A 26,454-nucleotide genomic window follows, 5' to 3' on the forward strand; every position below is an offset into this window, starting at 1 on the left:
ACGTCGTCCCGACGGATTGATTCGAACCCCTTTCGAACTGGTTTCTCTGGTGACAGTTACGGATTGCTGGCATCCGCGCCGGTTCCAGACGGGCACTCAGTTGCAGAAACCGAAGATATTTTATAATTTTTAGGCTAGCCTAAATCTATGTCGAACAGATCAAACGAGGAGTCGGCCCTGACACGACGCGAGTACGTCGCCTACGGCGGCACGGTCATCGGTGGCGGATTGCTGTCCGGGTGTAGGGGAGGCAGCGGTTCAGGTTCGGCGGAATCGGAGACAAATACGGACACAACCTCGTCAACGGCGGCAGAGTCAACTCCGGCGGATTCGACGGCCGCTGACGAACCGACCACGGACGGGTCCTACAGCGTCACTATCGAACCGGCGGGCGAGGTGACCTTCGATGCAGTGCCACAGACGTGGGTCGCAGAAAACGCCAGTTGGGCGGACATGGGTGTTGCGCTGGGGCTTGACAAGCCCAGTGCGATCGTTCTCACGGGGGAGTATCGCACGTGGCACTACGAAGACGTGCCGGGGCTCTCGCCATCGAAAGACGAGATGGTGTCCCTCTGGCAGGACGGCATCTCGAAGGAACTGGTACTCGAAATCGACGCCGGCGTGCATTTCATCGACCCCAACTACATGGCGAATCTGATCCCAGACTGGGACCAGTCGGACGTCGAGGAAATGCACGAGCGCGTTGGCCCGTTCTGTGGCAACACCAGTTTCTCGACGTACTCCTGGCACGAGAGCTACCCGTACTACAGCCTCTACGAAGCGACCGAGAAAGTCGCCGCGGTGTTCCAGCGACAGGAGCGCTTCGAGGCGCTCTCGACCCTTCACGACGAGTTCCTCGACCGGGTTCAGGAGCGACTTCCAGCCGAAGACCAGCGTCCGGAAATTGCCCTCCTCTCGCCGGCGTCAACGGAGCCAGAAACGTTCTACCCGTATCGGCTCGGCGACCGGACGGCGTACAAGCACTGGCACGATTTGGGGGTAAGCGACGCTCTCGCCGGGAGCGAGATTCAGAGCTTCACCTCCGACCGGGGGACAATCGACTACGAACCGCTCCTTGAGATCGACCCCGAGGTACTGATGCTGTACACCGACAACCATCGTTCCCATTCGGCGTTCGAGGAGACGTACGTCTCGTTCCTCCAGAACCACGACACGGCGAGTCAGCTCACCGCCGTGCAGAACGGCGACGTGTACCCGGCCGGCGGGATGTACCAGGGACCGATTATCAACCTCTCGAAGACGGAGCGGGCCGCGAAACAGCTGTTCCCTGCGGAGTTTGACCGGGACGAACAGCTGTACGACCGCCAGCGGCTCGCCGACATCCGGGCCGGCGATATTTAGCTGTCGTCGCTGTCCGGTCGAATCCGCGAGAGCCGCATCGCGTTGCCGGTCACTGCCGTCGTCATACCGGCGTCGCCCGCGAGCACAGCGGCCCAGATGGGAACGTAGCCGAACGGGACGGCGACCGCGAGGCCGGCCTTGACCGCCAGGCTGGCCCAGATGTTCTGCCGGATGACGCCGTTGGCGTCGTTGGCCAGTTTGTAGAGGTACGGGAGCTTCGACAGGTCGTCGCTCATCAGCGCGATGTCGGCCGTTTCGAGGGCCGTGTCCGTCCCGGCAGCCCCCATCGCGACGCCGACGGTCGCGCTCGCAAGCGCCGGCGCGTCGTTGATGCCGTCTCCGACCATGGCGACACCGCCGGACTGCGTCCGGCGAACCCACGACTGCTGCTCGTGGACCCCGTCGTACTCCGCGACCAAGTCCTCGATAGCGGCGACCTTCTCGTCGGGCAGGAGTTCGGCCCGGTAGTCGTCGACGCCGACCTCCCGGGCGATAGCCCCTGCAGTGCGTTCGTTGTCGCCGGTGAGCATCACCGTCCGTTCGACGCCCAGCTCTCGGAGTCGGGAGATGGCCGCCTTCGCCTCCGGGCGAACCTCGTCGGCGACGGCGATGACCCCCTCTATCTCCTCGTCCGTACCCACGATGACGACCGTCTTCCCCTCGGCCTGGAGTTCCGGGACGGTGTCGGCAAGCAGGTCCAGACAGTTGTTGCGCTCACAGATCTGCTGGGCCGTCCTGGTGACGACGCCCCCGTCGGTGGTCGCGTGGACGTGCGAGAGGTCGAAGCCGAGGTCGTCGAACAGCCCCGGCTTCCCGGCGTAGTGAGGCGTCCCGTCGAGGTCCGCCCGGACGCCCTTGCCGGTGATGCTCTCGAAGTCGTCGATGTCGGCGCTTTCGACGCCGGCCGTGCCCGCCTCCGCGACGATAGCCTCGCCGATGGGGTGCTCGCTGCGCTGTTCGAGCCCCTGGGCACACTGCAGGACCTCGTCCTCAGTGTTCCCGTTCAGCGGTATCACGTCGGTGACGGTGAGTTCACCTTTCGTCAGCGTCCCCGTCTTGTCGAAGGCCACCACGTCGACCGCACCCATCGCTTCGAGGTGGTTCCCGCCCTTGATCAGCACGCCGTTTTTCGCGGCGCTGGTGATGCCCGACACTACGGAGACTGGCGTCGAGATGACAAAGGCACAGGGACAGGCAAGCACCAGCAACGTCAGACCGTACACGACGGCGGTCGACCACGCCACCCCGAACACGGCAGGGGTCGTCAGCGTCACCAGAGCGGCGAACGCGACGACGACCGGCGTGTAGTACGACGAGAAGCGCTCGACGAACTGCTCGCGCTCGGTCTTGTTCGACTGGGCGTCCTCGACCATCTGGACGATGCGCGAGAGGGTGTTGTCGCTTGCTGCCGCCGTGACCTGCACTTCCAGATACCCCTCTTCGTTTATCGTCCCGGCGTACACCTCGTCGCCCTCGGTCTTGTCGACGGGGACGCTTTCGCCGGTGATCGGTGCCTGATTCACCGCGCTGGTCCCGTCGATGACCTCGCCGTCCATCGGAATCTTCTCGCCGGGCCTGATGACGACCACATCACCGACCTGTACGTCGTCGACGGGCAGGACCCGCTCGGTCCCGTCGCGCTTGACCGTCGCTTCGTCGGGCGAGAGGTCCATCAGTTCCTCCAGGGAGTTCCGTGCCCGGTCCATCGAGTAGCGTTCCAGCAACTCCGCGACGCTGAACAGGAACGCCAGCGTCGCGGCTTCGAAGTACAGCGCCTCACCGAAGGCCAGGCTCGCGGTGAGCGCGCCCAGGATAGCGATAGACATCAGCAGGTCGATGTCCAGGTTCCGGTTCCGCAGGGAGTAGTAGCCGCCGCGCAGGATCTCCTGGCCGCCGGTCGCTACCGCGATGAGAAACAGCATATCGTCGACGTACAGCGGCGACCCGAGAACGCTGCCGACCTGTGTGTTCGCACCGGGCAGCAGGAACTCCAAAAAGAAAACGAGACCCAGGGCGACGAACACGCCACTGACCCACGTCTTCAGCGCCCGGGGACTGGTCCAGATCGAGGCGTTCTCGTCCGTCTGCCCGGTCGCCGTCTCGCCCTCGCCGGTCCTCTCCGTGACCTCGTAGCCGGCGCTCTCGATAGCCGCCACGATGTCTCCCTCCGTCGTCGCGTTCCGGTCGTACGTCACGACGGCTGTCCCGGTGGTCGGATGCGTCTCGACGGCTCTGATACCGTCGACCTTCCCCAGCGCGCTCTCGACTTTGCCGGCACACGAGGCACAGTCCATCTCGGGGACGCTGAACCGCACGGTCTCGCCCCCGTCGTCCGCGACGGTGTAGCCCGCCGCTTCGACGCGCGCCGCTATCGCGTCCACGTCCGTCTCGGCCTCGTCGTACTCGACGGTGAGCCGACCCGTCGCTATCTGTGTGTTCACGGCCCCGATGCCCGGCAGGTCCCGGACGCTGGATTCCACTTTTCCCGCACAGGACGGACAGTCCATCTCCGGAACGGACAGCTGTGCGACGCCCGCTCGGCCACCCGAGTCCGTCGCCGTCGGGGGGCCGTCAGCACTCGCGCCGTCACATCCGCCATCCGAACAGCCGTCGGACTCCGTCATTACCGGCGCTAGGATACCCTGTCTTATTAATTCGGCTGCTAATTTCGGGGGCTGAACTGGGATAAGTTGATAAGTAATGCGGGATGGATTATTAACTCGGCCGAGATCGACAGTGCTGTCAGCATGACTGGATCGACTGTCCGCTCAGTCGAACGGCGTATTCCGGGTCGGCTTCCCCTGTGCGTAGCGGATCCAGCGACGCATATGCCGGCCAACCGCCCAGAACAGTACCACAGTCATCGCCAGCAGTGCCGACAGGAAGACGATTCCAAGCCGTATCGGCTCCTCGGTCGGGAGACCGATGAGCAGCACGATTGTCCCGACGAGTGCCATCTCGACACCACATCGCAGGCCGGGCAACACGAACCCCGGTGTGGGGATTTTTGTGCCCGATGAGTCCTCTGCCATGCCCCCCCGTATGATATCGGGACGATTGTAGTTTGTGCCCGCTCTCGGGGATCGAACTGCAAGGTTGCATAGCTGTTGTGCAATCGTCAACGACGGCGGGGCTCGACCGTGCCTTTTTCGCAACCCAGGCCTACGCCCCAGTATGAAGCAGTCTCTCACGCGCCGGGCGATGTTAGGTGCCCTCGGGACAGCCGTCGCGGCCGCGGCTGGCTGTCAGAGTCCCGGGACCAGCAGCGAATCAGCCGGTGATGCCGCCGATCAGTCGGCGTCGGCCGACGCCGTTGCGCAGTCCGATAGCGTCTACGCCGACGTGTATCGGGAGGTCGCCGACGCCGTCGTCTCTATCAGAGTGTACTCCGAAGACACCCGCGGAGGACAGGGGAGCGGCTTCCTCATCGACGACGAACACATCGTCACGAACGAACACGTTGTCGCGGGCGGCGACGAGTACCACGTCCGCTTTGCCGACACCGGCTGGCGCTCGGCCTCCGTCGTCGGCGCGGACGTGTACAGCGACCTGGCAGTCCTCCAAATTGACGCGACGCCGGACGTGACGCCCCTGTCGTTTGCCGAGAGCGAACCGACGGTCGGGACCGAAGTCGTCGCCATCGGGAACCCCTTCGGGCTGTCCGGGTCGGTGTCCGCTGGCATCGTCAGCGGCGTCGACCGCAATCTCCAGAGCGCGAACAACTTCTCCATCGCGGACGCGGTCCAGACAGACGCACCGGTCAACCCGGGTAACAGCGGCGGCCCGCTGGTCACGCTTGCGGGTGACGTGGTCGGCGTCATCAACTCCGGCGGCGGCGACAACGTCGCCTTCGCCATCTCGGCCCCGCTCACCCAGCGCGTCGTGCCGTCGCTCATCCAGAGCGGCGACTACGACCACCCGTACATGGGTGTTGGACTCCAGAGCGTGTCGCCCCGAATCGCCCAGGCGAACGACCTCGACCCCGCCTCTGGGGTGTATATCGACCGCATCCTCGACAGTGGCCCGGCGGCGGGCGTCCTCCAGGGCAGCGACGGGAGCACGACGATCTCCGGGACGGAGATTCCCACTGGCGGTGACGTGGTCAGAGAAATGAACGACACACCGACGCCGACGCGGCAGGCGCTTGGAAGCTTTCTCGCGCTGGAAACCAGCCCCGGCGAGACGGTCGACGTACTGATCGAGCGCGACGGGACACAGGAGACGGTCGAACTCACGCTCGGGTCACGCCCGGAGCCGTAGTGATCGGAAAACTGAAACAGCTATTCGAGCGGCTCGGCGGCGTCCTGTTCGACCAGCGGGTCCGCGTTGTCGGCCGGCAGCGTCACCACGTCGTCCGTCGAGAGGTCGTACTCGCGCTGGTCGACGCCGAATATCTCGCCCACGTCGTCCGTGATGCGGACCGTCCGCCGGTCCACGTCGGCCCCAGGTGTGTCAGAACCGGCCGGTGACTGCTGGCCGCCGTCTGCGTGCGCCGGGTCCGCTGCCGGGCCGGGGTCGGACTCGGCATCGGGTTCGGCCGGTGGGACGGGGACGTCATCACCGCCGGCCGGCACGTCCGCCGAGTCGGACTGGCCGGCGGCAGTGGGATTGCTGTCCGTGTCTAGGTCGGGCGGCGGCGTCGGTGCATCTGATTCCTCTGTCGTCGGCGACTGATCGCCGCCGCTGCCCATCATGTCGGCGGCGTCGACGCCCGGTTCGGGGGCTACTGTCGATTCAGGCTCGTCAGTCGATACCGCGTCCGGCGTGCTTGTCTCCTGGTGGGGTGCCGGGTCTGGGACTTCCCTGTTGTCCGAGTCCGGTTCGTCGCCGACCGTGCCGGTCGGGGCCTCCCCCGCAATCACGTCGAGGACGTGGCCCCGGTTGGACTCGATGGCCTCGACCATCGTCTCGAACAGGTCCCGCTCTTCCCGTGTCAGGCCGTCATCCTCAGTCGGCATGTCCGCCGCGGCCAGCGACGCCATCTTGACGATTTTGCCGACGCGCCGTTCGTAGACGGCTTCGACGGTTTGCTCGGCAGTCTTGATATCGTCTGTCAGGCGGTTGACCTCGGGCGAGTCGAACGGGTCCTCGGCGCGCTCGGCCGCGCGGTCGCGCTCCTCCCGGAGCTGTTGAATGAACCCCCCGGCGTCCTCGTAGAACGTCTCGCGCAGCTGCTGGAGCTGGTCGGTCTGGCGCTCACGCGATTGGACGGACTGTAGCTCGTCTACGTTCATTCCTTCCCCTTCTCGGCTCGCCCGCGGGCCATGAGAAACACGCCCACGTGCTCTGGTACAGTCTGATTACCCGCCTCCAGTGTAAAGCTATCGCCATCCAGCTCGACGAGCCCCCCGTCGGTCACCTCGACGGTGATGTCGTGGCCCCGGAACGTCTCCGGCACGGGGTCGACAAGCGGGTCGAACGCGTCGATGTCCTCGCGGTCGATGCGCTGGACTTCCAGCCCGCTGCCGCCGTGCAGCGACCCGGGCAGGCGGATGAGCCGGTTCGTGTCCGTCGTCACCGGTTCGTCTATCGGTGCGTTGTCCGCCGCGACAACTTCGTGGAGCAGAATCTTCGCCAGCTGGTAGAACGCCGGATGCACGTCGATATTCCCGGCTTCCAGTTGCTCGTAGTTCGACCGGGCGGCGTTCAGCGCCGCCGTCGCCTTCCCCTCCCCGATGCCGTCGTACTCCTGCAGTCGGTCGAGCGCGTCCGCTTCCTCCATGGCAAGCAGATCGTCGACGACAGCGAGCATGTGACGGTGTGCGCGGGCGCTCCAGCCGCCCTCCGTCGAGAGCGTCCGTTTCTGTGCCGGACTGGACCGGCCGGCCGTCCCGGCGACGGACTCCTCGTCGACGAGTTCGTCGAACTCCAGGCCGATGCCGCGGACGTAGTCGACGACTTCCCGGCGCGCGTCCCGCTCCAGATGACGGATGCGCTTGTCGCGGACGTGGACGTGGTAGCCCCGGCCCCCGGAGAACACGACCGTCAGGTCCTCGAAGCCGAAGTCGTCTTCGAGGAAATCCAGTAGCCGCAGGAGGGCATCCTTGCACTTTTCGAGCATCTCGGCGTAGCTGTCCTCGCCCAGCACCACCGAGGGCAGGTGGTCGGCGTCGAGGTCGAACACCAGGTCCGACGAGCGCCAGCCCTTGTCCGACATCGTGGAGGCGCTCGGTTCGTCGTAGCGGCCCGCGGAGAAGTAGACGTGGCGGGGCTTCCGGCGGCCGAGGAAGTCCTCGATCTCGCCCAGGTCCAGCAGCGAGCGATGGCGGACCATCGTCTCGCCCGGGCCTTCGGTCCACGGGATGAACCCCCATTCGCGCTCGTTGGCGGCCGGTGGCGGCGTCACCGATGCCTGTCGGTAGTGGTCGCCGAACCGGCCACGGAGGTACGCGCGGGTCCGCTCTTCCATCGGCTACCTCGTTGGGGAGGTCCCTTGAAAAGCGTTCGCTTAGCTACGCAGGAACTTCGACAGTTTGTCCGTGATCGTGTCCTCGCCGAGCTTGAGGTAGTAGGCGTCGCCGCCGTCCTCGTAGTAGTTGTCGATGCGCCGCCGGATCTCGAAGCCGATGTGTTTGTAGAAGCCGATGGCCTCCCGATTCGTCGCCCGGGCGTGGCAGGTCACGCTGCCGTAGTCCTCGGCGACGCGGGCGACGAGTCGCTTGCCGAAGCCGTGACCCCTGTACTCGTCGTCGACTGCGAGAAAGAGAATGTAGCCGTCGCGGCGAACGGCGGCAAAGCCGATGAGGCGGTCCGTCGACCGGTCGATGTAGAGATAGGTGGTCGACCGCCGGTAGGCGTCACGAAAGAACCCCCGCCGCTGTCGGAGCACCCCGTCGGACTCGCGGATGTCTTCCTTGAGCCGCCACGCCGCGTCGACGTGTTCGTCGTCCCCGCGTTCGACGATCTGTGTCTCGATGTTGACGCTCACTGCCGTATAAGTAGTGGAGGCGTGGATATAATTCCACCGCCTACAGAGATGGGCCGCTGGGAGGACCAGCGAACGGCTCGGACACCGTTGAACGGACAAACAGGATTAGGTAGCCAGCCCACGAATTGTCAGGTATGGACACGCGCATACCGAGTACAGCCGGCACCATTGCGCTCGCTCTCACGCTCCTTTCGCGACCCGCGGCGGCGCACGTCGACTACGTGACGGATGGGCCGGGCGACGCGCTCGATGCGCTTGATTTCGCACTGTCGGTCCTCTCCGAGCCGGTGAACGCGGCCGTTTTCGCTGTTTCGGGCCTCGCCGTAACTGGTGGCCTGGCGGCGTACCTCTGGGTCCGGCCGACGATTACGGATATCGTCATCCTCCGGAACGTCCTCGTCGGCTACGCGGACCTCGTTCCGTGGATGCTTCGACTCAGCGTGGGGCTGCCACTCGTCGGCGCCGGATTCCAGGGGTATCTGTTCGCCCCGACGGTGACCTTTGATCCGACTACGAGCCCGTTCGTTCGGGTGCTGTTCATCGGACTGGGTTTCACCCTGCTGTTCGGGCTCGCGACCCGTATCGTCACGACGATCGGGCTGGTGACCTTTGGCTGGGCGCTAAGCGTCGACCCCGGCGTCGTGCTCGCCATGGAGTACGTGCCGGCGTTCCTGGCACTGCTGGTACTGGGCGGCGGCCGCCCGAGCGCCGACCACATGCTCCAGCAGGTCGCCAGCACCGACGGGACCTACTACGGCCGCGTCGACCCGGTGCATCACCTCAAGCGGTTTCTAGACTCGGCAACGGATCCATATCGCGAGTACGTCCCGGTCATCGTCCGCGTCGGCATGGGTGTGACGTTCATCTACCTTGGGCTGATCCAGAAGCTCGCCGATCCCGGCCGGGCGCTGCTGGTCGTCGAAAAGTACGACCTCACCGCCGTCGTGCCCGTCGACCCCGGGATGTGGGTGCTCGGTGCCGGTCTGACAGAGATGCTGGTCGGCCTGGTGTTGATCGTCGGCTTCATGACCCGCGGGGCGGCAGCCGTCTCCTTTGTCCTCTTTACCACGACGCTGTTCGGTCTCCCGGACGACCCGGTGCTGGCTCACATCACGCTGTTCGGGATGGCGTCGGCGGTGTTCACGATGGGCGCTGGGCCGCTCTCCTTTGACAACTGGTTCGGTCGGCCGGCACAGAGCGACCGGGACACCGTCGCTTCGGCAGACTGACCCGTCCACGGTTCTGCCTGCTCGCCGGTCAGTTCGCGCCGTCCCACTGATCCAGTTGGGTCCGGTTCCCGCTCGTGTTGTGGTAGATCGTGATGGTGTCCCGGGCGCCGACCCGCCGCTGATACGCATTGCCACTGCTTAGCTGGGCGATATCGCCGGGACCAATCATGGCGTCGGGCTCCCGGTCAGCCACCTGCGCCCACGTGACCGTCTTGCTCGGCCCCTCGAACTCGACGTTCCCGGCCTCGAACTCGTCGCCGCGTTCGTGTGTCACGATGAGAAGCTCGTTGTCATCGACGTAGTCGTAGCTGAAGTTCGCCTGTGGACCGCCGCCGTCGTCGTCCTCGATGACGAGGACGTTCAGCCCGACGATAGCCGTGACGAGCAGCGTCAGTCCGACGAGTACGGCGACGCCGATACCCTCCGTCATCCCGACCGTGTCAGTGTCGAACCGTCCCATAGCCGTCTATCACCCCTAATGCGAGACGGCGTTAAATGCTGTTCGACGGCGAGGGGAAGACACATATCGGTTCAACTCACAGCCACGCGTATGATAGACGAGACTGTCGAGGAGATCTCGGAGATGCAGACCCACAGTTCCTCCGTGGTCGCAGTCAAAGCCGCGCAGGCGCTCCGAGTCCTGACTGACAGGGACTATCCGACGGTCGAGGACTACCTCCGCTCGCTCAACCGTAACAGCAACGCGCTCCAGCGAGCCAACCCCTCACACGCCTCCCTCCATACCACCCAGCACCGGATCGTGAACGCCGTGACGGAGGCGGACCCCGAGGACGTAGCGACCGCCAAGGAACAGACTATCGAGGCTATCGACGACGTTATCGACTCCGTGGAGTCATCGAAAGACCGCGCCGCTGCGCGCGCGGTGTCGGAAATCGCCGACGACGACGTGCTGTTGACCCACGATTTCTCCTCGACAGTGCTCGCGGCCATCGACGATGCTATTGAGGCCGGCCACAGTTTCGAGGTGTACGTCACCGAGTCGCGGCCCCGGTTCCTCGGCCGGAAGATGACGCGGCATCTCTCCGACCGGGACGAGGTCGACGTGACGCTCATCGTCGACAGTGCCGCCGGCCACTTCATCTCGGAGGTCGACCGCGTACTCGTCGGGATGGACTGTATCGTCGATGAGAAACTGTACAACCGCATCGGGACCTATCAGATTGCGACGGCAGCAGCGGACAACGGCGTTCCGGTGACTGTCGTCGGGTCCGAAGCGAAGTACGTCGACGGGGCCTTCGCCTTCGAAAACGAGATCCGGCCGCCGTCGGAAGTGCTTCGGGAGCCCGCAGACGGGTTCGAGGTCGCGAACCCGGCCTACGACGCCACGCCGACGCGCCTGCTGGATACGGTCGTCACTGACGAGACGGTTCACGAGTACTGACAGACAGAACTAGCTATGTGGACAGCGGACTACCGCTGTTGAACGACTGTGCCACAGTCCGGACACCGGAGCTGCAAACTGTTCTCGGTTGCTTCGGCTGTCCAGTCGCCCGTCACTGCGCTCTCGTGACCGCAGTCTGGGCAGAACAGCGATGTCTTGGACCGCGTCTGTGGTGGTGGGTCTGAATCGACCGCGCTGGTCGTGTAGATTTCGGTGGAGGTCATCAAAGAAACAAACGCGCTGTACGCTGAAAAACCTGTCGGCAGAATGTTTGATTGTTCACCCACAATGTGGAATTGATATAGTTTTAATTCCCGAAAATGTGGATGATCGTACCACACTTTGGCTATTACATGTACATTCGGTCATCTGGAGCTGTATCGGAATCAGTCGATTCCATCCGTTCTGCGAGCGCCTGGTAGTGGGCCTCGATGTTCGCGGCGAAGGCCTCCAGCGGACCGGTGTCGATCTGGATCGCGTGGGTCTCTTTGAGCGCGGTGAGCAGTCTGATCGCGGCCGCGGCGTCGGGCGCTTGCGGATGTGTCGGTGTCGTGAACACGCCGGTCGGACGCTCGTCGTCGATCCCTCGCGTGACGAGCTCCGCACTCAGCCCTTCGAGGAACCCGTTCCCCATCGGCCTGATGGCAGTGTCATCGAGGTACGCCTCCTGATACCCCGGCGTTGCGATGTAGAACGGGACGTGGTCGTCCGGGCCGTGCGCGATGGGAACGCCGGTGAGCATCGTAATGTTCGAAACGTCCAGTTTCCGCCCGGCGGTCGTGACTGCCTCGGCAAGCGACCCGGCCTGTGTCGGCGGCACGAACCGCTCGCCCACTAAGACAGCAAACGACGCCGCTTCGTCGACATACAGCCGCGTGTGATGTCTCGGGGTTCCGTTTTCGAAGGGGGTGATAAACGGCGGCCCTGGCGTCCGCAGGTGGCCGATCTCCTGCATCGAGGACTGGTCGGCCAGATAATCGACAGCGGTGAGGCCGGCTAGACCGTACTCCGAGACACCGACCGCCAGTGTATCGACCGGTGGCCGGTCGTCTGCGAGGACCACGGAAATGTCATCGGAAGACATGTTCGTTCAAACGGGACGCGAGGGCTAAGTAGTTCGGGAGGGGAACCCTTTTCTCGCGGCGGTGTCGAATCCATGTCATGCGTTTTGGCCCTGCCTGGCCGTTGCAGACGCCCACTCCAACGCCGACCGAAGCCGCTACCCATGTCGCAACGGAAGTGGCCACCGACATCGGTGGGTTGCTCCCCTTCGAGATTCCGATGTGGGTGGCGAACATCGGGACATCCCTGATCGTCATCGTGCTGGCCGTCGTCGTCTCCCGCCTGCTCGTTCGCCTTCTCGGTCGGCGCGTCGCCCAGCGGTTCCGGCGGCCGAGCCTCACTCGAACGGCGCTGCGCGGCATCCGTGTCGGTGTGTACATTTTCGCGTTGCTGACCATTCTGAACATCTACGGCCTGCAACTGGGCGACATCGCCCTCTCCGTCACCGTGTTCACGGCCGTGGTGGGTGTCGTCCTGGCACCGATTCTGGGGAGTCTCATCTCCGGGATCTTCCTGTTAGCCGACCAGCCCTACGAGATCGGCGACATGGTCGAACTCGTCGACAGCGGCCAGCAGGGGTTCGTCGAGGACATCACGCTCAGACACACGAAGATGTTCACGCTCGACAACACGTTCCTCGTCATCCCCAACGGCGAGATGCGGCAACGAGACGTCGTCAACTACTCGGCAGAGGACGCACGGACTCGCCTCCGGCTCGACGTGTTAGTCACCTACGAGAGCGACATCGCCGTCGCGCGGAGCCTCATCGAGGAGGCCGCCAGAGAGGTGGACAACGTCATCTCCGGCGGACCGAACATCCGCGTCGGCGCGGCCCGGTATCCCGCATCGCCGACGGTGTATATCAACGAGTTCGCCGACCACGGCGTGTTACTGACGCTGCGGTACTGGGTCACGGAGCCGTACAAGCTGCTCGCCGCCCGCTCGCGCGTCCAGACGAACGTCTGGCGGCGACTGGAGGACGTAAACGTCGAAATCGCGTACCCGCACTCGCATCTGTACTTCGACGACACCAGCGGTGAGATGAACGTCTCGCTCAACGACGGGCTGGGCGGCCTGGACGGCGTTGACCCGACCCACACAGCCACCGGTGACTCGCCCGTCCCACCGCGTCAGGATCCCGACGACCTCGCCGACGAGTGACGGCTGGACTGGGCATCCGGCTGGACCGTGACGATTTCGCAGTCGAGTTCCTCGCGGAGGAACTGTTCGACGTCGGGGTCGTTGACCAGCCGGCGGATCATCTGTCGCCAACGGCTCGCCTGCTTGCTGCCGATGACGACAATATCGGCGTCCTGTGCGGCGACCTCGTCGAGGATCGTTTCTTCGACGAGCATCCCCGACCGGACGACGTACCGCGTCCGCGGAACGTGGCCAAAGGACTGCTCGACGGCGCGTTTGAGCTCCGTCCGGTCGACCCGGTGGCTGTTCTGATACAGATTTACGTGTAAGACGGTGAGGTCCGCGTCTTCTTCGTCGGCGATCTGAATAGCCTCCGCAAGCGTGGCTCGGGAGTTCTCCGAGAGGGGGTACCTGACTGGGACGACGACCTGTGGCATCGGCGGAACGTACCGTGTCGAGGTTTAAAGTGCTAGCGACGGGTGAGTCGCCCGTCGACCGCCGGGGCGACATCCGTCTCGCGGACGTAGTCGGCCAGGGCTTCGTACTGGACGTCGGCGACGCCGACTCGGTGGGACTCGGTCAGGACCGGAAACTCCCGTTCGGTGTAGTAGAGGTAGTTGCTCGTCGCGAGCGTGTACGTCTCGGCGTCGCGGACCGGCCGCCCGTCGACCCGCAGTCGCTCGATAGTCTGCGTGTCGTCGTTCCAGACCAATTCGACGCCGCTCAGGTGAGCGTGCCACCAATCCGGTTCCCCAAGCCCGACCTCTCGCCCGCTGCCCTGTCGACACAGCGTCCGGAGCTCCGCACCGGTCAGTTCGGCGACGGTCAGGGGTTCCTCGAAGGGGACGACAGAGATCATATCGGCGACCGTCAGCGCCCCCTCCAGCGGGACCGTGTCGTTCCGGAGGCCGCCGCTGTTCTGGAGGCCCACGTCCGCGCCGGTCGCCCACCGGTACGCGTCCGCAACGAGGTTGCCGAGTCGGCACTCGCCGCCGTAGGTCGTCGCCCGACTACGGTCCAGCGGTTCGTCGACGTGACCGACGACCTCGTCAAGTCCCGCTTCGGAGAGCCGGTCCTCGATAGCCGCCACAACGCGGTCGTCGACAGGTCCGTCGGCGGTCTCGCGGAACTGCGCGGTCGGTTCGCTTCCAGCGAGGTCGACTTCGACGACGGCCTGACCGTTCGCTCCGGGTCTGGTGAGCAGTGTGCCGGCGACGCGGTCGAGACGGCGTTCGTGGACGTGCCCGCCGAGAATCACGTCCACGTCGCAGGTGCGGGCCAGTTCGTCGTCTGCCCGTCCCAGATGCGAAAGCACGACAACAACGTCGGCACCGTTCTCTCGAAGCGCCGTGGCCGCCTCGGCGACGGCCGCGAGCGGGTCCGTGAACGTCAGCGTCGTGGCCTGCGGATTGGCCGACGCCGTATCGGGGTCGGTCACGCCGACGAAGCCGATCCGGTGCCCGTCGACGGTCCGACTCGCCCACGATCGGGTCAATCGCCCGCCGAACCGCTCGCTGTCCTGCTGGACGTTCGCGGTCAGCCACGTCTGGGGCGATCTGGCGATGATGTCCCGCGTCGCGTCGAGGCCGTGGTCGAAATCGTGGTTGCCAAGCGTCTCGAAGGCGGGTGTCAGTGCGGTGAAGAGGTCAAGCGACTGCTCGCCATCGGTGACCAGCGACAGCACCCCCGGACCGGTGTTGTCCCCGGTGCCGACCACCAGCGCGTCCGGGCCGTCGGCGGCGGCCACTGTCCCCGCGAATCGCCCGATCCGTTCGGGTGTGTCGTAGGCCTTCTCCACGTCGGAGTACTGAATGATCCGGGGACTCACACCCACAAAGCAGGGGAACCAGCCATTAATGGTTTCCGCAGTGATTTAGCCGCTGGCCTGTCATGACTACGTATGGACGCACTCGAAGGTCCCGACGGCGAGACGCTGTACGTCGACAGGAGTGACGGCGACATCGGCACGAAAGGCGCGTTCCACGTGGTCTACCGCGACGCGGACCGCGAGAACCGCTGGGGCTACTTCTGTAGCAACTGCGAGACGTTCAACAACGCGATGGACTCGATGGGACGCATCCGCTGTAACGACTGTTCGAACCTCCGCAAGGCCGAGGAGTGGGACGCCGCCCACGAGTAACCCGGGGCTGGCCGACCGGGCGGCGCCGCCTGCATACGCGCCTTTCGAGAGCCACTCATTCGTCGGAACTATCAGCCACGTGGCTAGTGGGAACGTTTATCAGATAGACCGTGGTAGTAGATCTCAGATGGGGGCCGTTACCACATCACTCGACGAGCAGGCCCGGTCGATATTCGACGATCTCGGATACACCGTGTCGCGCACTGGTACTGAACTGCGAGCGGAACGCGGCTGGCGCGTCGTCACTGTCTCAGTGCTCGACTCGCAGGACCCGATACCCGACGGCGGCGAGTTGCGCTGTTTCGTCACGCACAGGGGCGAGGCACCGCACCTCGGTCGCCGTCTCGACCGGCGGGACGTATCGTACGACTGGGCTGTTATCGGCGTCACCGATGACGGTGACTACGAGGTTGTTCGGCACCCCGGCGACACAGGCGTTGCGGGCGACGCCAACACTTAGGGGGCTCTCCGTCCACCATCCGGCGTGCAAGTCGGTGTCATCAATCGAGCGCTCGAACAGCTAGTCACGAACGTCGTCGACGCGCTCCCGCGTCTGATAACCGGGTTCGTCTTTCTCGCGGTCGCCGCAGTCGGCATCAAGGTAATCATGGTCGTCGTGCGGGCCGTTCTAAAGCGGTCACTGCCCGGTGAATCACCCGTCTACCGACAGTTTCTCGGGGTCATCGTGCTCGTGTTCCTGTGGTTCGGCGTAGCACTGTCCTTCCTCTCTATCGTCGGTCTGACCGCCATCGCGGCCTCGCTGGGGACCGCGACCGGATTCCTCGCGCTGGGCGTCTCCTACGCGCTCTCGGAGATGATCAAAGACGCCGTCGCCGGCGTCTACCTCCTTCGCGACCCCGATTTCAACCCCGGCGACACGATCAAAGCCGGCGACACCACCGGCGAGGTGGCCGCCATCGAACTCCGCAAAACACGGTTTCGTGTCGACGGGGATACTGTCGTCAGGGCCAACGCGGTCATCGAAGAACGCTGGACGAAAGTCGATTCCGGGGCCTGAACGGGGTCGGGAGCCGCGCTACCCGTTGACACGCGATATTTAAGCCTATCGCTATCGTACGTAACGTATGTTCGTCGGGCACGCGCTGTTCGCGTTCGCCCTCGGCGCCCTCGCCGCCTGGTGGCTGGGGCTCTCCCGCGAGCGGGCCGTCCAGTTGGGCGTCGTCGCTGGCCTGTTCGCCGCGGTCCCGGACGTCGATATCGTCTACGCACCGTTCGGACTGCTCGTCGGAGCCGCCGAGAACCTGACGGCCGACGGTTTCTGGGAGACTGCCAACGTCGTCCACCGCGGGCCGACACACTCGCTCCTGCTGGGAACTGTACTCGCCGCCGCGGCCGGCCTCTGGGCCAATGGCACGCGGGCTGCCCGGATCGGATCGGTGTCCATCGGCGTCGCACTGACAGTTCTCACGGGCGCAGTCAGCGGCCCCGTCGCGGGGCTCGTGATGCTCGTGTTCGTTCTGGCTGTGCTCGGTGTCGCCACGGTCGCGGTGTCACGCGATGTCAGCCCCCGGACAGTGACCGGACTGGCACTTCTGGGACTGCTTACGCACCCGTTCGGTGACCTCTTCACCGGCGGCCCGCCCCCGTTCTTCTACCCCTTCGACGTGACGCTCGTCGCTGAGCGGGTGATACTCCACCCCGATCCGACGACGCACCTCCTGGCGGCGTTCGCTATCGAACTCGCGACGGTCTGGCTCGCCGTCTGGACCTACGTCCACCTCCGCGGGTACACGCTGACCGAGCTCGTCCGCCCGCGGGCGGCGCTGGGGATCGGCTACGCGGCGGCCGCCCTGTTTCTGCCCGCACCGACGCTCGAACGGTCGGCACACTTCGTGTTCAGCGTCCTCGCATTGGGCGTCGTCGGGGCGCCGACCCGACCGTTCAGTGACGGTGTCGACTGGCTGGAGACGGTCGTGACGGGGCTGGCGGCAGTGACCATCGCCGCGCTCGCGTATGCCATGGCGTATGGCGCTATCTGAACAGCCCAGACCACCGGTATCGGTCGATAGGGTTTTTCCAGTCGCGACTCACCAGACAGTATGAGCCGGGACGTAGCACGGTTGCTCCGGGACAGACGCGTCAACGCCCTCGCGGCGTGGTGCATCGTCGCTATGCTTGCCGCTGTTTCGGTGACAAGCGCTATCCAGGCCGATCTACTGTGGGCCGGGTTCGCGGCCGCCGTCGCGGCACTGGCGCTGTTTCCGCCGGTCCTGCTCCGCAACCGGTACGCCATGCTCCCCTGGGAAATCCTCTTGCTGGCGGCGCTACCCGTCGTCGGCCGCCTGTTTGCGACGCTCTCGATGACCGGCAATCTCGCGACCTACCTCTCGGTTGCCGCCATCGCACTCATCATCGCCGTCGAACTCCAGCTCTTTACGCCCGTCCGGATGACACCCCGGTTCGCCGTCGTCTTCGTCGCCATCACAACGATGGCCACTGCCGGCGTCTGGGCGGTCGTCCGCTGGGTGGCCGACCAGTTCCTCGGGACCGCTTTCATCCTCGATCCGACGGTATCGGAACACGTCATCGAGGAGGCGCTGATGTGGGAGTTCGTCGCGTCGACCATCGCCGGCGTCGGTGCCGGCGTTGTTTTCGCGTACTACGTCCGTCAACAGGCCGGGACCAACCGCGTCCCTGAGGAGGTCCAGCCGGACGTATGAGAGTTCGTGATCGCCTCAGCATCAGCACGGCGACACAACAACTGCTCTCGCGTATCTTGTCGCTCGCGCTCATTGGACTCCTGGGGGTCGGTATCGAGCGGGGCAACGTCGGCATCATCGTCAATTCTGCCGTCGCCATCCTCGTCACGCAACTCCCGGCGCTGCTGGAGCGGGACTACGGGATCACGCTCGACCCCGCGCTGACACTATGGATTACAGCAGCGGCGTTCTTCCACGCACTCGGAACTGTTGGGTTCCCCGGGGCTGAGGAGAACTTCTACGTCACCGTCTGGTGGTGGGACCACCTCACCCACGCCCTCTCGTCGTCGGTCGTCGCCGCAGTCGGTTACACGACCGTCCGGGCACTCGACGAGCACACGACCGACATCTCGATCCCATCGCGGTTCATGTTCGTGTTCCTCCTCCTGTTCGTGATGGCCTTCGGCGTGTTCTGGGAAGTCATCGAGTTCTCGATCACGCTTGCCGCATCGGCGACCGGAAACGACACCATTCTGACCCAGTTCGGTCTCCGAGATACGATGCTCGATCTGGTGTTCGACGCGATCGGTGCCGTCCTCGTGGCTATCTGGGGGACAGCACACCTCACCGGCGTAGTCGGCCACGTCGAGACGTTGCTCGACCGGCAGTCGCAGTGACCCGTCTGTGTTTTACACACGCCATCCGGGGTCCCGGACCCAGCGGCGACGAGAATCGATAGTTCCCAATTCGGAGCCGTTTACTACTTCGTGGGCGGAGACGGGGCTTATCACCCTGGCGCCAGCCGGGGCTGCCGCTGTTTGCCTGCTGTGGGAGGCTCCTGAACCGATCCTTCGGCTCTGGGCTACGCTTCTGATTCCGTTGGCCCCTCCGACTCGGTTGACTCTTCAGTCTCGGCTGGCTCCTCAGCTTCAGTCGGCTCTTCCGTCTCGGTTGGTTCCTCGGTTTCTGTCGGCTCTTCCGTCTCGGTTGGTTCCTCGGTTTCTGTCGGCTCTTCCGTTTCGGTCGGTTCTTCTGTCTCGTTCGGTTCCTCCGTCGGCTCTTCCGTTTCGGTCGGTTCTTCAGTTTCTGTCGGCTCCTCCGTCTCGGTTGGCTCTTCCGTCTCGGTTGGCTCCTCAGTCGGTTCCTCCGTCGGCTCTTCAGTCGGTGGGCCCTCACCTGGCGTCTCTACCGTAATGAGCGCTGATTGCCCGAAGTCACGGGTGAAGACGCTGTGGATGTACGTGCCCGGACTGATGCCTGTCGCGTCGACCTGGAACTCGACCGTCGAAGTGTCTCCGGCTTCAAGCGAGACATCCCGTGCCTCAACGAGACTACCTTGGAATCGGAACTCAACAGACTGTTCGCTGGCGAACGCGTTGGGATTGGTCACGGTCGCGTTCACCGTGAACTCGCTCCCGACGGTGACAGTTTCAGGGGCCGAGAGGTCCGAGACCTCGAAAGACTGGAGTTCGTCGACGACCTGGATCTGTGCCGGTGCCCCGTCTGACTGGGTGTACACGCCGTGGAAGTACGTTCCAGTTTCGACAGACGACGTGTTGAGGCTGTAGGAGATGGTGGCTGACTCCCCGCCCGCGAGTTCGACCTGGTCGCGTGCGACCGCCTCGCCGTCGAACCGGAACACCACTTCCTGCGTATCAGTTACGGTGTTCGGGTTCGTTACCGTCGCGTTGACGGTCGCCGTGTCGCCCTGCTCGACACTCAATGGAGCCGAGAGGTTCGAGACGGTGAAGGACTCGCCTTCGACCGTTTCCGCTCCCTCGACAGTGACGTTGGCCGCATCGGTGACTGCTGCCCCGTCCGACACGTAGGGGCCGTCAGCCGCGCCGTCCGTGGCGACGAAGTCGTACGTCTCGTTGGCGTTCGTGTCCTGATGCGGCATCGCGATCAGCGTGTCATTCTCCGTCAGCTCGTTGCTGTCGAACTCCGCACCCGGGACATCGAACAGCGTGACTTCCACGTCCTCGTATTCGCCGGGTTCGAGATACCCACTCACGCCGATTACGCTCCCGACGACGTTGCCATCGAGCAGGCTACTGTCGTGGATCGCGATGAACCCTCCCTCGGAGATGTTCACCGAATCGACGGTGACAGTAGTCCCCGCCGTCGTCTGGTCGGAGAACGTGACCGTCGTGGCCCCGACGTTCCCGGCGTTCCCTGCCTGTTGGAGGGATGCACCGCCGGCAAATCCTATCGCGAGTGTTGTCGATACGAGCAACAGCAGCACCATCGAGACTGCTGTGAGTTTGCTGGTCTGTGTTTTCATTCCACTTGATTGAAGTGTCACACTGTCTAATAACGCGATAATCCTTCAGGCATCGAGACAGCAGTTCGTTTTGATTACTGAGCATAGTCAACGATTACCACAGTAGTAGGATATCCCGGACGACGCTCAGACAGTGACTGGCCCAAGTAAGTTATATCGAGCTGACCTGTTCACCCCGATTTCACGACAGCCTACTAGAGCCAACGAACTCCTCCCTGGCAGTTTATATGGCCACGGTTAACGCCGTGCGTGCGAGACAGTGTATGCCGATCCATCAGCTAAATGTCTGATTTCAGCTGTGGGTGCTGGTCCGGGACGGGCAGACGGAACGAAAATACAGCAGCAACTGCTGCTTGCCTGGGCGCATCTGGACGCAACTCACACGAGGGTATTCAGCATTTCCGAGGTGGAGCCTCCGGCCTTAAGCAGCGAACGAAGTAAGCGAGTAGGCCGGAGAGGAAACCGACACAGGATGGCACAACCGGCAAACTGCGACCGCCCGACTCCCAAGTCTTCAAGAACCGTCAGATTCACATCTGAAATATGGAGGTCCGGCGTACTGCACCCGTCAAACTCGTCGTTCCCGACGAGCGCCGCGACGACCTCCACGAATCCGCTCGGCAGTTCCTTCACTGCGCTAACCGTGCTGCCGAGTTCTGTTGGTCCGACCGCTCCTACACCGAGTGCGTCACAGCCAACACGACCGCACGAAACGCGCTCTACGATGAACTCCGCGAGGAAACCGATCTCACTGCCAACCTCGTTCAAGAAGCCATCCGACGCGCTGTCCAAGCCGTCACTGGATGTGTCGAACGATGGAAGCAAGGGAAGCGGGTGAGCCAACCGGAGTTCACGTCGTGGAGTATGCTTTACGACAAACGAAGCGCCACGTTCTATCGGAACAAAGTCTCGCTCTCAACTATCAACGGGCGCGTTGAGTGTGAGTTTGAATTACCCTCGGACAGCCCCACACCATATGAGCAATACGTACTGTCCGAGGAGTTCGAGTTTCGAGCGAGTACACTTCAGTACGACGCAGTGGACGACGAGTTCTACTTCCACATTACCACCCGGAAGTACGGCTCCGACGGAGACGGTGACCAGTCCGAGGGTTCGGAAGATACCGAGCACCAAACAGTCCTCGGTATCGACCTTGGCGTCAACAGTCTCGCCGTCTCCTCAACGGGACGCTTCTGGCACGGAGACGACTACGACCACTGGTGCCGCGAGTTCGAGAACCGACGGGGAGAGATGCAACAGCGCGGGACACAACCCGCGCACAACGCCTTGCTTCGTCTCGGGAAACGAGAAGAAGCGTGGCGGAAACAGTACATCCACACCGTCGCCAACGAGATCGTCACGGAAGCCGTCGAGACTGAGTGTGATGTGATCGTGTTCGAGGATTTGACGGACATTCGAGAGCGACTTCCGGAGGCGAAGTGGCACCACATATGGGCGTTCCGACGGCTGTTCGAGTACGTCGAGTACAAGGCACCTGAGAAGGGTATCTCCATAGAACAGGTCGAGCCGAACCATACGTCCCAACGCTGTTCTCGGATGGACTGTGGGTTCACACACGATGACAACCGTCACGGAGAACACTTCGAGTGTCAGAAGTGCGGGTACAAAGTGAACGCTGATTACAACGGTGCAAAGAACGTCGGGCTACGGTACGCCCGGAAACGGCAGCACAGACTGCGTTCCTCGCCCACGTCGGGGAGCGGAGACGCACCAGTAGACGTGCGTATAAATGGTGGGACGCTGAACGGCAAGAGTCACCAGCCTATTGCTGGTGCCTGATTGCCGGGAGTCCACATCAAAGCCCCATCCTCAACGAGCGAACCGCGTATGCGGTGAGCGAAGTAGGGTGGGGTAGTTTACTAGCTATGGCGTGTCGGATATTTGTGATGGAAATCAAAAATAGGGGGCGACTCTCTCTGAGACGAGCGCTGGTCGAAGCTAACCCGATTCCGACGAGTGATGCTGTAGCGATTCCGCGCCAAGTTATATCAGTTTTCGAATAGACGGTCCACGTAGGGCACCCGCACTTGACGGCGGGGACTGCCCGGATACGACACGGTGCATCCATCCATGGTATTCAAAAAGATCACGCTGATCGGAACTAGCTCGGAAAGCTTCGACAAAGCCGCTGACGACGCAATCGAGCGCGCAGAGGCGACACTGGACAACCTCAAATGGGTCGAGGTGGAGGAACTCGGCGTCGAGATCGCCAGTGTCGAGGGCCGCGAGTACCAGGCCGAGGTCGTCGTGGCGTTCGAACTCGAAGAGTAGCTACGTCCGGAAGGACTCGCCACAGCCGCATTCGCTGACTACGTTCGGGTTCTGGACGTGGAACCCGGCCCCCTGCAGGCCGCCCTCGTAGTCCAGTACCGACCCCTCGATGTAGTCGATGCTCGCGTCGTCGACGAACACGCGCAGTCCGTTGCGCTCGAACACTTCGTCGTCTTCTTCCGGTGCGTGCTCGAACCGCATCCCGTAGGAGAGTCCGGCACAGCCGCCCTGCTGGACGTACAGGCGGAGCCCGGATTCTTCGACGTCCATGCCTTCGCTTTCGAGGAGGTCCAGTGCCTCTCCCGCTGCCTGCTCGGTGACGGCTACGTCCTCGCCGCCGAGGTTCGGGTCGCCATCGTCCGCTGTGCTGCTCATACACATATGTGGACGCCCGAACGTGTTAACAGTGACGCCGGCGGCGGGGGCAGTCCGCTCTCAGTCTTCGAACCGCTTGCGGACGCTCTCCGCGTGGGCTTCCAGCCCTTCGGCTTCGGCAAGTGTCGTGATCGTGTCCGCGAGATCGTCCAGCGAATCCACAGAGAGCCGTTGGACCGTCGTGGACCGGACGAACGTGTCCACGGAGAGGCCGCCGGTGACCCGCGCGCTGCCGCCGGTCGGCAGGACGTGGTTCGTGCCGGTGGCGTAGTCGCCGGCGGCGACCGGGCTGTACGGACCCAGAAACACGGACCCGGCGGAGGGGAGTCGCTCCAGCAATCTCTCGTCCTCGTCGGCCTGAATCGAGAGGTGTTCGGCGGCGTACTCCTCGGCGAAGAGGACGGCCTCACTCATTGAGCGGGCGAGCAGGACGCCGGAGGCGTCGTTGTCGAGCGCGCCGCGGATGACTGCCTCGCGCTCCCGGCCGTCGGCCTGCTCGTCGACAGCGGTCGTGACCTGCTCAGCTAGTTCCTCGTCGTCAGTAACGGCGACGACCGAGGCGTTCTCGTCGTGTTCGGCCTGTGCGACGAGGTCGGCCGCGACCAGTTCGGGGTTCGCGTCGGCGTCGGCGACAACCATGATTTCGGAGGGGCCGGCGAGGAAATCGATGGCGACATCGCCGCGGACCTCGGCCTTCGCCGCCGTGACCCAGCGGTTGCCGGGACCGACGACGATGTCGGTCGCACTCACGGTTTCAGTTCCGTAGGCCAGCGCCGCGATGGCCTGTGCGCCGCCGACCTGGTAGACGGCGTCGGCCCCGGCGACGTGGATGGCTGCCAGCGTCACCGGATTGACCTCCTCTGCCGGCGGGGTGGCGACGGCGACGTGTTCGACGCCGGCGACCTTCGCCGGGATGACGCCCATCAACGCGCTGGAGGGGTAGGCCGCGGTCCCGCCGGGCGCGTACACGCCGGCGCTGTCCAGCGGTCGGTAGCGACGGCCCAGTTCTCTGCCCTCGAAGTCGTCGCGCCAGTCCTCGGGTACCTGTCGCTCGTGGAACGCGCGGATGTTCGACGCGGCGTCCTCGATTGCGTCCCGCACGTCATCGTCGATCTCCTCGTAGGCCCGCTCGGCGGCGTCCGTGATGTCGATGTTGCCCACCGACACGCCGTCGAACTCCTCGGCGAATCGCCGGAGCGCCACGTCGCCTTCCTCGTGGACTGCCGAGACAATATCGCGCACATCGTCTCTAACGGCGTCGACGCCGGCGTCGCGGTCGAAGAAGGCGGCCCGCTCGTCAGGCCCCAGGTCGGCTATCGTCCGTACGTTCATACGCCTGGTTCGGGGCGGGGTAAAAAACGGGTTTCCTTTCTCGTCACCGTTTTCCGGCACTCGGACAAACATCGCCTATGGCCTCCCTCGACGACCACCGTCGCCGGACGACCGACCTCCCCCCAGCGACGACCGAGTATTTCGCGCCCGAACTGGAGACTATTGACAGCTATCTGGAGACAGTCCCGACGACCATCGACACAGCAACCGGCGATGCCGCGGTCGGCCCGATACACGGACTTCCGTGGTTCTACATCGCCGACCTGACTGGCTGGCACGGGGCCACACTCGCCAGGCTGCTCGCCGCAGAGCAAGACGCACCCTGCTACGAACTCTCGGCCGGTGCGAGGGACGCAATCCCGGCCCTGTGGTCCATCGTGGACGAGAGCGGCCGCGGCCCCCTCGTGCTCCATCTGGAACTGCAGGGCGAAGGCGGGCGGATTCCGCGAACGCTACAGGAGGCGCTCCGGCGTGGCTACACGCACACCCCCGACGGTTGGGACGAGCCGGTGTGTGGCGATCCGGCGAACCTCCACGTCGTCTTCACCGACACGAACCCCTCGAAGCGACTGGCTGTGCCACTGCCCGCCGCGACCACGCCCACCACCGGCGCTGTCCTCTCGTATGCACCCCGCCGGAGCATGCTTCCGGAGCGGCCCGACGGGACGACGATGCTTTCGGACCCGCCGGCGCTCCACGACCGCGAGGCTGAACTGGAGGCGTTCCTGCTGGCCGCGATAGCTGACTACGGCGACGACGACGACACCAGAGAGCAGTACGTCGACCGCGCCGTGGAAATCCTGTCGATCACCCACTCGCTCATCGGGAAGCGCGACCTTCTGTTCGACGTGTCACCGCGACCGGCGCTGAGGTACGGCGCTTCGCTGGATGACCTTTCAGTCGGAGCGGCGACGGAGCGGCTCGGCCGGGACGTACTCGGACAGGTGCCACAGAGTCCCGGCAGTGAAGACATTCGGGCGACGTTGCGGGACTTGCTACCGGAGTAAGAGTGAGAGAGCGGTCGCGGGCCAGGCGCGTCAGTTCGCGTCGCTGACGATTTTGATAACCGACCCTTCTTCCAGTTCCGTTTCGTCGCTGATGCGGCGGTTCTCGCGAGCGTCGACGGCGTGGATGTAGCCGTCGCCGATGTCCGAGTGGACGGCGTATGCGAGGTCCTTCGGCGTCGCGCCGTGGCGCAGCAGGAACGCGTCGGGGAGGACGTTCTCCTGGCCGTCGGTCCAGTGCGTTTCGTTCTGGACGGGATAGGCCGTCAGGTGGTCCAGCAAGTCGTAGACGGCGGTGTCGAGCGCGCCCTGGACGCCGGTGCCGCCGTACTCCTCCATGACGCCGCGGATGCGGTTCAGCCCCTCGCGTTGCTGGTCGCTCACGTCGCCGACGATGTCGAAGTCCGGGTCGCCCGGGTCGTAGTCGATGACCCCGGCCTGGGCGGCGTTGCGCAGCGCGAGTTCGCCGTCGGCCGTCGCGGGCACGACCACGTCAGCGGCCTCCTGCAGGGCCTCGATGTTCCCGTCAGGCGCGATGTCGGCCTTGTTCGCGACGACGACGAGCGGCTTCGTCCGCTGGCGGATCTCCGTCGCCAGCGCCTCGCGGTGCTCGTCGGTCCAGGCGATGGGGTCCTCGGGGTACTCCAGGTCCCGCAGCGTCCGCGCCACGTCGAGTTCCGAGGCTCCGACGCCGGCCAGCATGTCGACGAGCGACTCGTCAAGCTTGAAATTCGGCGAGCGGGACTGCCGTTCGATGGACTCCCAGTTGCGCTCGACGATGCTAGCGAGCCACAGGTCCATCTCCTCCTCGACGAAGTGGACGTCCTCGACAGGGTCGTGTTCGCCGACTTCAACGGGTTCGCCCTCAGCATCGGTCCCGCCGGAGGCATCGACGACATTGAGAATCACGTCGGCGGTCGACAGCTCGTCGAGGAACTGGTTCCCGAGGCCGCGGCCCTCGTGTGCGCCGGGGACGAGGCCGGCCACATCGATGAGTTCCACCGGGACATATCGCTTGCCGTCCCGACAGTTGTCGTCGCCACAGCGTTCTTCCCGGTCCAGACAGGGACACTCCGTTCGGACGTGGCTGACGCCGCGGTTGGCGTCGATGGTGGTAAAGGGGTAGTTCCCCACGTCCACGTCGGCCATCGTCGCCGCCTTGTAGAAGGTAGACTTGCCGGCGTTCGGTTTGCCGGCCAGCGCGATAGAGAGCATGCCAGGACCTACCAGTGGCCGCCGAAAGG

The 26,454-nt window shown here is 64.3% G+C and carries 28 protein-coding genes; 14 read left to right on the forward strand and 14 right to left on the reverse strand.

From position 1 onward, the window contains the following. Window positions 1-147 precede the first annotated feature (147 nt). Window positions 148-1,362 (forward strand): ABC transporter substrate-binding protein, encoded by a 1,215-nt coding sequence (locus ACY9XZ_RS00830; RefSeq protein ID WP_463455205.1) that lies wholly within the window; start codon window positions 148-150, stop codon window positions 1,360-1,362. Here the strand turns inward: ACY9XZ_RS00830 and ACY9XZ_RS00835 are convergent. Together ACY9XZ_RS00835 and ACY9XZ_RS00840 are read right to left on the reverse strand one after the other, a co-directional pair. After that, the gene (locus ACY9XZ_RS00835; protein ID WP_463455206.1) at window positions 1,359-3,986 is read right to left on the reverse strand and encodes a heavy metal translocating P-type ATPase; all 2,628 of its coding nucleotides are present in this window, start codon (window positions 3,984-3,986) and stop codon (window positions 1,359-1,361) included. The two genes, ACY9XZ_RS00830 and ACY9XZ_RS00835, sit on opposite strands and share 4 nt — an antisense overlap. Before the next feature lie 144 nt (window positions 3,987-4,130). Further along, window positions 4,131-4,394 (reverse strand): hypothetical protein, encoded by a 264-nt coding sequence (locus ACY9XZ_RS00840; RefSeq protein ID WP_463455207.1) that lies wholly within the window; start codon window positions 4,392-4,394, stop codon window positions 4,131-4,133. A gap of 142 nt (window positions 4,395-4,536) precedes the next feature. Here ACY9XZ_RS00840 and ACY9XZ_RS00845 point away from each other — a divergent pair, with 142 nt between their 5' ends. Continuing rightward, window positions 4,537-5,622, forward strand: coding sequence for a S1C family serine protease (locus tag ACY9XZ_RS00845; RefSeq protein WP_463455208.1), 1,086 nt, complete (start codon window positions 4,537-4,539; stop codon window positions 5,620-5,622). Window positions 5,623-5,642: 20 nt separating this feature from the next. Here ACY9XZ_RS00845 and ACY9XZ_RS00850 read toward each other — a convergent pair whose 3' ends face one another. From ACY9XZ_RS00850 to ACY9XZ_RS00860, 3 genes are read right to left on the reverse strand one after another with little or no spacing between them, the layout of a single operon-like run. Next, entirely contained in the window at window positions 5,643-6,596 is a 954-nt protein-coding gene (locus ACY9XZ_RS00850; protein ID WP_463455209.1) for a hypothetical protein, read from the reverse strand. Continuing rightward, window positions 6,593-7,771 (reverse strand): DNA primase small subunit PriS, encoded by a 1,179-nt coding sequence (gene priS, locus ACY9XZ_RS00855; RefSeq protein ID WP_463455210.1) that lies wholly within the window; start codon window positions 7,769-7,771, stop codon window positions 6,593-6,595. The genes ACY9XZ_RS00850 and priS overlap by 4 nt, the downstream gene beginning before the upstream one ends. Before the next feature lie 39 nt (window positions 7,772-7,810). Next, window positions 7,811-8,290: a GNAT family N-acetyltransferase gene (locus ACY9XZ_RS00860; protein WP_463455211.1), complete on the reverse strand. Its 480-nt coding sequence runs from the start codon at window positions 8,288-8,290 to the stop codon at window positions 7,811-7,813. A 134-nt stretch (window positions 8,291-8,424) separates the two neighbouring features. Between ACY9XZ_RS00860 and ACY9XZ_RS00865 the strand changes: the two genes are divergently transcribed. Then, window positions 8,425-9,519 carry a DoxX family protein gene (locus ACY9XZ_RS00865; protein ID WP_463455212.1) on the forward strand — a complete coding sequence of 365 codons (1,095 nt, stop codon included), beginning with the start codon at window positions 8,425-8,427 and terminating at the stop codon, window positions 9,517-9,519. A 28-nt stretch (window positions 9,520-9,547) separates the two neighbouring features. Here the strand turns inward: ACY9XZ_RS00865 and ACY9XZ_RS00870 are convergent, their stop codons facing one another. Further along, window positions 9,548-9,979 (reverse strand): type IV pilin domain-containing protein, encoded by a 432-nt coding sequence (locus tag ACY9XZ_RS00870; protein WP_463455213.1) that lies wholly within the window; start codon window positions 9,977-9,979, stop codon window positions 9,548-9,550. A gap of 90 nt (window positions 9,980-10,069) precedes the next feature. Between ACY9XZ_RS00870 and ACY9XZ_RS00875 the strand changes: the two genes are divergently transcribed. Next, window positions 10,070-10,921, forward strand: a complete 852-nt coding sequence (locus ACY9XZ_RS00875) for a translation initiation factor eIF-2B (protein WP_463455214.1) — start codon at window positions 10,070-10,072, stop codon at window positions 10,919-10,921. Between the two features lie 29 nt (window positions 10,922-10,950). On the opposite strand, the gene ACY9XZ_RS00880 is transcribed toward ACY9XZ_RS00875, so the two are convergent. Beyond that, a complete protein-coding gene (locus tag ACY9XZ_RS00880) occupies window positions 10,951-11,145 on the reverse strand; it encodes a hypothetical protein (RefSeq protein WP_463455215.1) in 195 nt (64 codons plus the stop codon). A gap of 125 nt (window positions 11,146-11,270) precedes the next feature. Beyond that, window positions 11,271-12,005, reverse strand: a complete 735-nt coding sequence (locus tag ACY9XZ_RS00885) for a proteasome assembly chaperone family protein (protein WP_463455216.1) — start codon at window positions 12,003-12,005, stop codon at window positions 11,271-11,273. Between the two features lie 77 nt (window positions 12,006-12,082). On the opposite strand from ACY9XZ_RS00885, the gene ACY9XZ_RS00890 reads away from it, so the two are divergent. Continuing rightward, window positions 12,083-13,144 (forward strand): mechanosensitive ion channel family protein, encoded by a 1,062-nt coding sequence (locus tag ACY9XZ_RS00890; protein WP_463455217.1) that lies wholly within the window; start codon window positions 12,083-12,085, stop codon window positions 13,142-13,144. Here the strand turns inward: ACY9XZ_RS00890 and ACY9XZ_RS00895 are convergent. Further along, a complete protein-coding gene (locus ACY9XZ_RS00895; protein ID WP_463455218.1) occupies window positions 13,114-13,560 on the reverse strand; it encodes a universal stress protein in 447 nt (148 codons plus the stop codon). The genes ACY9XZ_RS00890 and ACY9XZ_RS00895 overlap by 31 nt on opposite strands. Before the next feature lie 32 nt (window positions 13,561-13,592). Further along, complete coding sequence (locus ACY9XZ_RS00900; RefSeq protein ID WP_463455219.1) at window positions 13,593-14,951, reverse strand: bifunctional metallophosphatase/5'-nucleotidase; 1,359 nt, start codon at window positions 14,949-14,951, stop codon at window positions 13,593-13,595. A 72-nt stretch (window positions 14,952-15,023) separates the two neighbouring features. Between ACY9XZ_RS00900 and ACY9XZ_RS00905 the strand changes: the two genes are divergently transcribed. From ACY9XZ_RS00905 to ACY9XZ_RS00930, 6 genes are all read left to right on the forward strand, one after another. Then, window positions 15,024-15,263 carry a DUF5816 domain-containing protein gene (locus ACY9XZ_RS00905; RefSeq protein ID WP_463455220.1) on the forward strand — a complete coding sequence of 80 codons (240 nt, stop codon included), beginning with the start codon at window positions 15,024-15,026 and terminating at the stop codon, window positions 15,261-15,263. 127 nt (window positions 15,264-15,390) lie between these two features. After that, complete coding sequence (locus ACY9XZ_RS00910; protein WP_463455221.1) at window positions 15,391-15,723, forward strand: DUF7116 family protein; 333 nt, start codon at window positions 15,391-15,393, stop codon at window positions 15,721-15,723. 24 nt (window positions 15,724-15,747) lie between these two features. Then, window positions 15,748-16,281, forward strand: coding sequence for a mechanosensitive ion channel domain-containing protein (locus tag ACY9XZ_RS00915; RefSeq protein ID WP_463455222.1), 534 nt, complete (start codon window positions 15,748-15,750; stop codon window positions 16,279-16,281). A 67-nt stretch (window positions 16,282-16,348) separates the two neighbouring features. After that, window positions 16,349-17,263 carry a metal-dependent hydrolase gene (locus tag ACY9XZ_RS00920; protein WP_463455223.1) on the forward strand — a complete coding sequence of 305 codons (915 nt, stop codon included), beginning with the start codon at window positions 16,349-16,351 and terminating at the stop codon, window positions 17,261-17,263. Window positions 17,264-17,323: 60 nt separating this feature from the next. Then, the gene (locus ACY9XZ_RS00925; protein ID WP_463455224.1) at window positions 17,324-17,944 is read left to right on the forward strand and encodes a hypothetical protein; all 621 of its coding nucleotides are present in this window, start codon (window positions 17,324-17,326) and stop codon (window positions 17,942-17,944) included. Continuing rightward, window positions 17,941-18,600: a hypothetical protein gene (locus ACY9XZ_RS00930; RefSeq protein WP_463455225.1), complete on the forward strand. Its 660-nt coding sequence runs from the start codon at window positions 17,941-17,943 to the stop codon at window positions 18,598-18,600. The genes ACY9XZ_RS00925 and ACY9XZ_RS00930 overlap by 4 nt, the downstream gene beginning before the upstream one ends. 185 nt (window positions 18,601-18,785) lie before the next feature. Here ACY9XZ_RS00930 and ACY9XZ_RS00935 read toward each other — a convergent pair whose 3' ends face one another. Beyond that, on the reverse strand, window positions 18,786-20,207 hold the full coding sequence (locus tag ACY9XZ_RS00935; RefSeq protein WP_463455226.1) for a DUF7282 domain-containing protein: 1,422 nt from the start codon (window positions 20,205-20,207) through the stop codon (window positions 18,786-18,788). 543 nt (window positions 20,208-20,750) lie between these two features. Between ACY9XZ_RS00935 and ACY9XZ_RS00940 the strand changes: the two genes are divergently transcribed. Together ACY9XZ_RS00940 and ACY9XZ_RS00945 are read left to right on the forward strand one after the other, a co-directional pair. Then, window positions 20,751-22,007, forward strand: a complete 1,257-nt coding sequence (locus ACY9XZ_RS00940; RefSeq protein ID WP_463455227.1) for an RNA-guided endonuclease InsQ/TnpB family protein — start codon at window positions 20,751-20,753, stop codon at window positions 22,005-22,007. Between the two features lie 291 nt (window positions 22,008-22,298). After that, window positions 22,299-22,499 (forward strand): dodecin, encoded by a 201-nt coding sequence (locus ACY9XZ_RS00945; RefSeq protein ID WP_004516608.1) that lies wholly within the window; start codon window positions 22,299-22,301, stop codon window positions 22,497-22,499. Here the strand turns inward: ACY9XZ_RS00945 and ACY9XZ_RS00950 are convergent, their stop codons facing one another. Both ACY9XZ_RS00950 and hisD read right to left on the reverse strand, forming a co-directional pair. After that, entirely contained in the window at window positions 22,500-22,874 is a 375-nt protein-coding gene (locus ACY9XZ_RS00950; RefSeq protein ID WP_004516609.1) for a HesB/IscA family protein, read from the reverse strand. A 60-nt stretch (window positions 22,875-22,934) separates the two neighbouring features. Then, on the reverse strand, window positions 22,935-24,206 hold the full coding sequence (gene hisD / locus ACY9XZ_RS00955) for a histidinol dehydrogenase (RefSeq protein WP_463455228.1): 1,272 nt from the start codon (window positions 24,204-24,206) through the stop codon (window positions 22,935-22,937). Between the two features lie 77 nt (window positions 24,207-24,283). On the opposite strand from hisD, the gene ACY9XZ_RS00960 reads away from it, so the two are divergent. Next, complete coding sequence (locus ACY9XZ_RS00960; RefSeq protein WP_463455229.1) at window positions 24,284-25,213, forward strand: hypothetical protein; 930 nt, start codon at window positions 24,284-24,286, stop codon at window positions 25,211-25,213. 30 nt (window positions 25,214-25,243) lie between these two features. On the opposite strand, the gene ACY9XZ_RS00965 is transcribed toward ACY9XZ_RS00960, so the two are convergent. Further along, window positions 25,244-26,425, reverse strand: a complete 1,182-nt coding sequence (locus ACY9XZ_RS00965) for a redox-regulated ATPase YchF (protein ID WP_463455230.1) — start codon at window positions 26,423-26,425, stop codon at window positions 25,244-25,246. Window positions 26,426-26,454: the final 29 nt, after the last annotated feature.

The sequence above is a fragment of the Haloarcula sp. HT12 genome (assembly GCF_055271655.1).

Coding starts and splice junctions, on each gene's coding strand:
- ACY9XZ_RS00830 (WP_463455205.1), top strand. CDS start 148: ATGTCGAACAGATCAAACGAGGAGTCGGCCCTGACACGACGCGAGTAC.
- ACY9XZ_RS00835 (WP_463455206.1), bottom strand. CDS start 3,986: ATGACGGAGTCCGACGGCTGTTCGGATGGCGGATGTGACGGCGCGAGT.
- ACY9XZ_RS00840 (WP_463455207.1), bottom strand. CDS start 4,394: ATGGCAGAGGACTCATCGGGCACAAAAATCCCCACACCGGGGTTCGTG.
- ACY9XZ_RS00845 (WP_463455208.1), top strand. CDS start 4,537: ATGAAGCAGTCTCTCACGCGCCGGGCGATGTTAGGTGCCCTCGGGACA.
- ACY9XZ_RS00850 (WP_463455209.1), bottom strand. CDS start 6,596: ATGAACGTAGACGAGCTACAGTCCGTCCAATCGCGTGAGCGCCAGACC.
- priS (WP_463455210.1), bottom strand. CDS start 7,771: ATGGAAGAGCGGACCCGCGCGTACCTCCGTGGCCGGTTCGGCGACCAC.
- ACY9XZ_RS00865 (WP_463455212.1), top strand. CDS start 8,425: ATGGACACGCGCATACCGAGTACAGCCGGCACCATTGCGCTCGCTCTC.
- ACY9XZ_RS00870 (WP_463455213.1), bottom strand. CDS start 9,979: ATGGGACGGTTCGACACTGACACGGTCGGGATGACGGAGGGTATCGGC.
- ACY9XZ_RS00875 (WP_463455214.1), top strand. CDS start 10,070: ATGATAGACGAGACTGTCGAGGAGATCTCGGAGATGCAGACCCACAGT.
- ACY9XZ_RS00880 (WP_463455215.1), bottom strand. CDS start 11,145: ATGACCTCCACCGAAATCTACACGACCAGCGCGGTCGATTCAGACCCA.
- ACY9XZ_RS00885 (WP_463455216.1), bottom strand. CDS start 12,005: ATGTCTTCCGATGACATTTCCGTGGTCCTCGCAGACGACCGGCCACCG.
- ACY9XZ_RS00890 (WP_463455217.1), top strand. CDS start 12,083: ATGCGTTTTGGCCCTGCCTGGCCGTTGCAGACGCCCACTCCAACGCCG.
- ACY9XZ_RS00895 (WP_463455218.1), bottom strand. CDS start 13,560: ATGCCACAGGTCGTCGTCCCAGTCAGGTACCCCCTCTCGGAGAACTCC.
- ACY9XZ_RS00905 (WP_463455220.1), top strand. CDS start 15,024: ATGGACGCACTCGAAGGTCCCGACGGCGAGACGCTGTACGTCGACAGG.
- ACY9XZ_RS00910 (WP_463455221.1), top strand. CDS start 15,391: ATGGGGGCCGTTACCACATCACTCGACGAGCAGGCCCGGTCGATATTC.
- ACY9XZ_RS00920 (WP_463455223.1), top strand. CDS start 16,349: ATGTTCGTCGGGCACGCGCTGTTCGCGTTCGCCCTCGGCGCCCTCGCC.
- ACY9XZ_RS00925 (WP_463455224.1), top strand. CDS start 17,324: ATGAGCCGGGACGTAGCACGGTTGCTCCGGGACAGACGCGTCAACGCC.
- ACY9XZ_RS00930 (WP_463455225.1), top strand. CDS start 17,941: ATGAGAGTTCGTGATCGCCTCAGCATCAGCACGGCGACACAACAACTG.
- ACY9XZ_RS00935 (WP_463455226.1), bottom strand. CDS start 20,207: ATGAAAACACAGACCAGCAAACTCACAGCAGTCTCGATGGTGCTGCTG.
- ACY9XZ_RS00940 (WP_463455227.1), top strand. CDS start 20,751: ATGGAGGTCCGGCGTACTGCACCCGTCAAACTCGTCGTTCCCGACGAG.
- ACY9XZ_RS00945 (WP_004516608.1), top strand. CDS start 22,299: ATGGTATTCAAAAAGATCACGCTGATCGGAACTAGCTCGGAAAGCTTC.
- ACY9XZ_RS00950 (WP_004516609.1), bottom strand. CDS start 22,874: ATGAGCAGCACAGCGGACGATGGCGACCCGAACCTCGGCGGCGAGGAC.
- hisD (WP_463455228.1), bottom strand. CDS start 24,206: ATGAACGTACGGACGATAGCCGACCTGGGGCCTGACGAGCGGGCCGCC.
- ACY9XZ_RS00960 (WP_463455229.1), top strand. CDS start 24,284: ATGGCCTCCCTCGACGACCACCGTCGCCGGACGACCGACCTCCCCCCA.
- ACY9XZ_RS00965 (WP_463455230.1), bottom strand. CDS start 26,425: ATGCTCTCTATCGCGCTGGCCGGCAAACCGAACGCCGGCAAGTCTACC.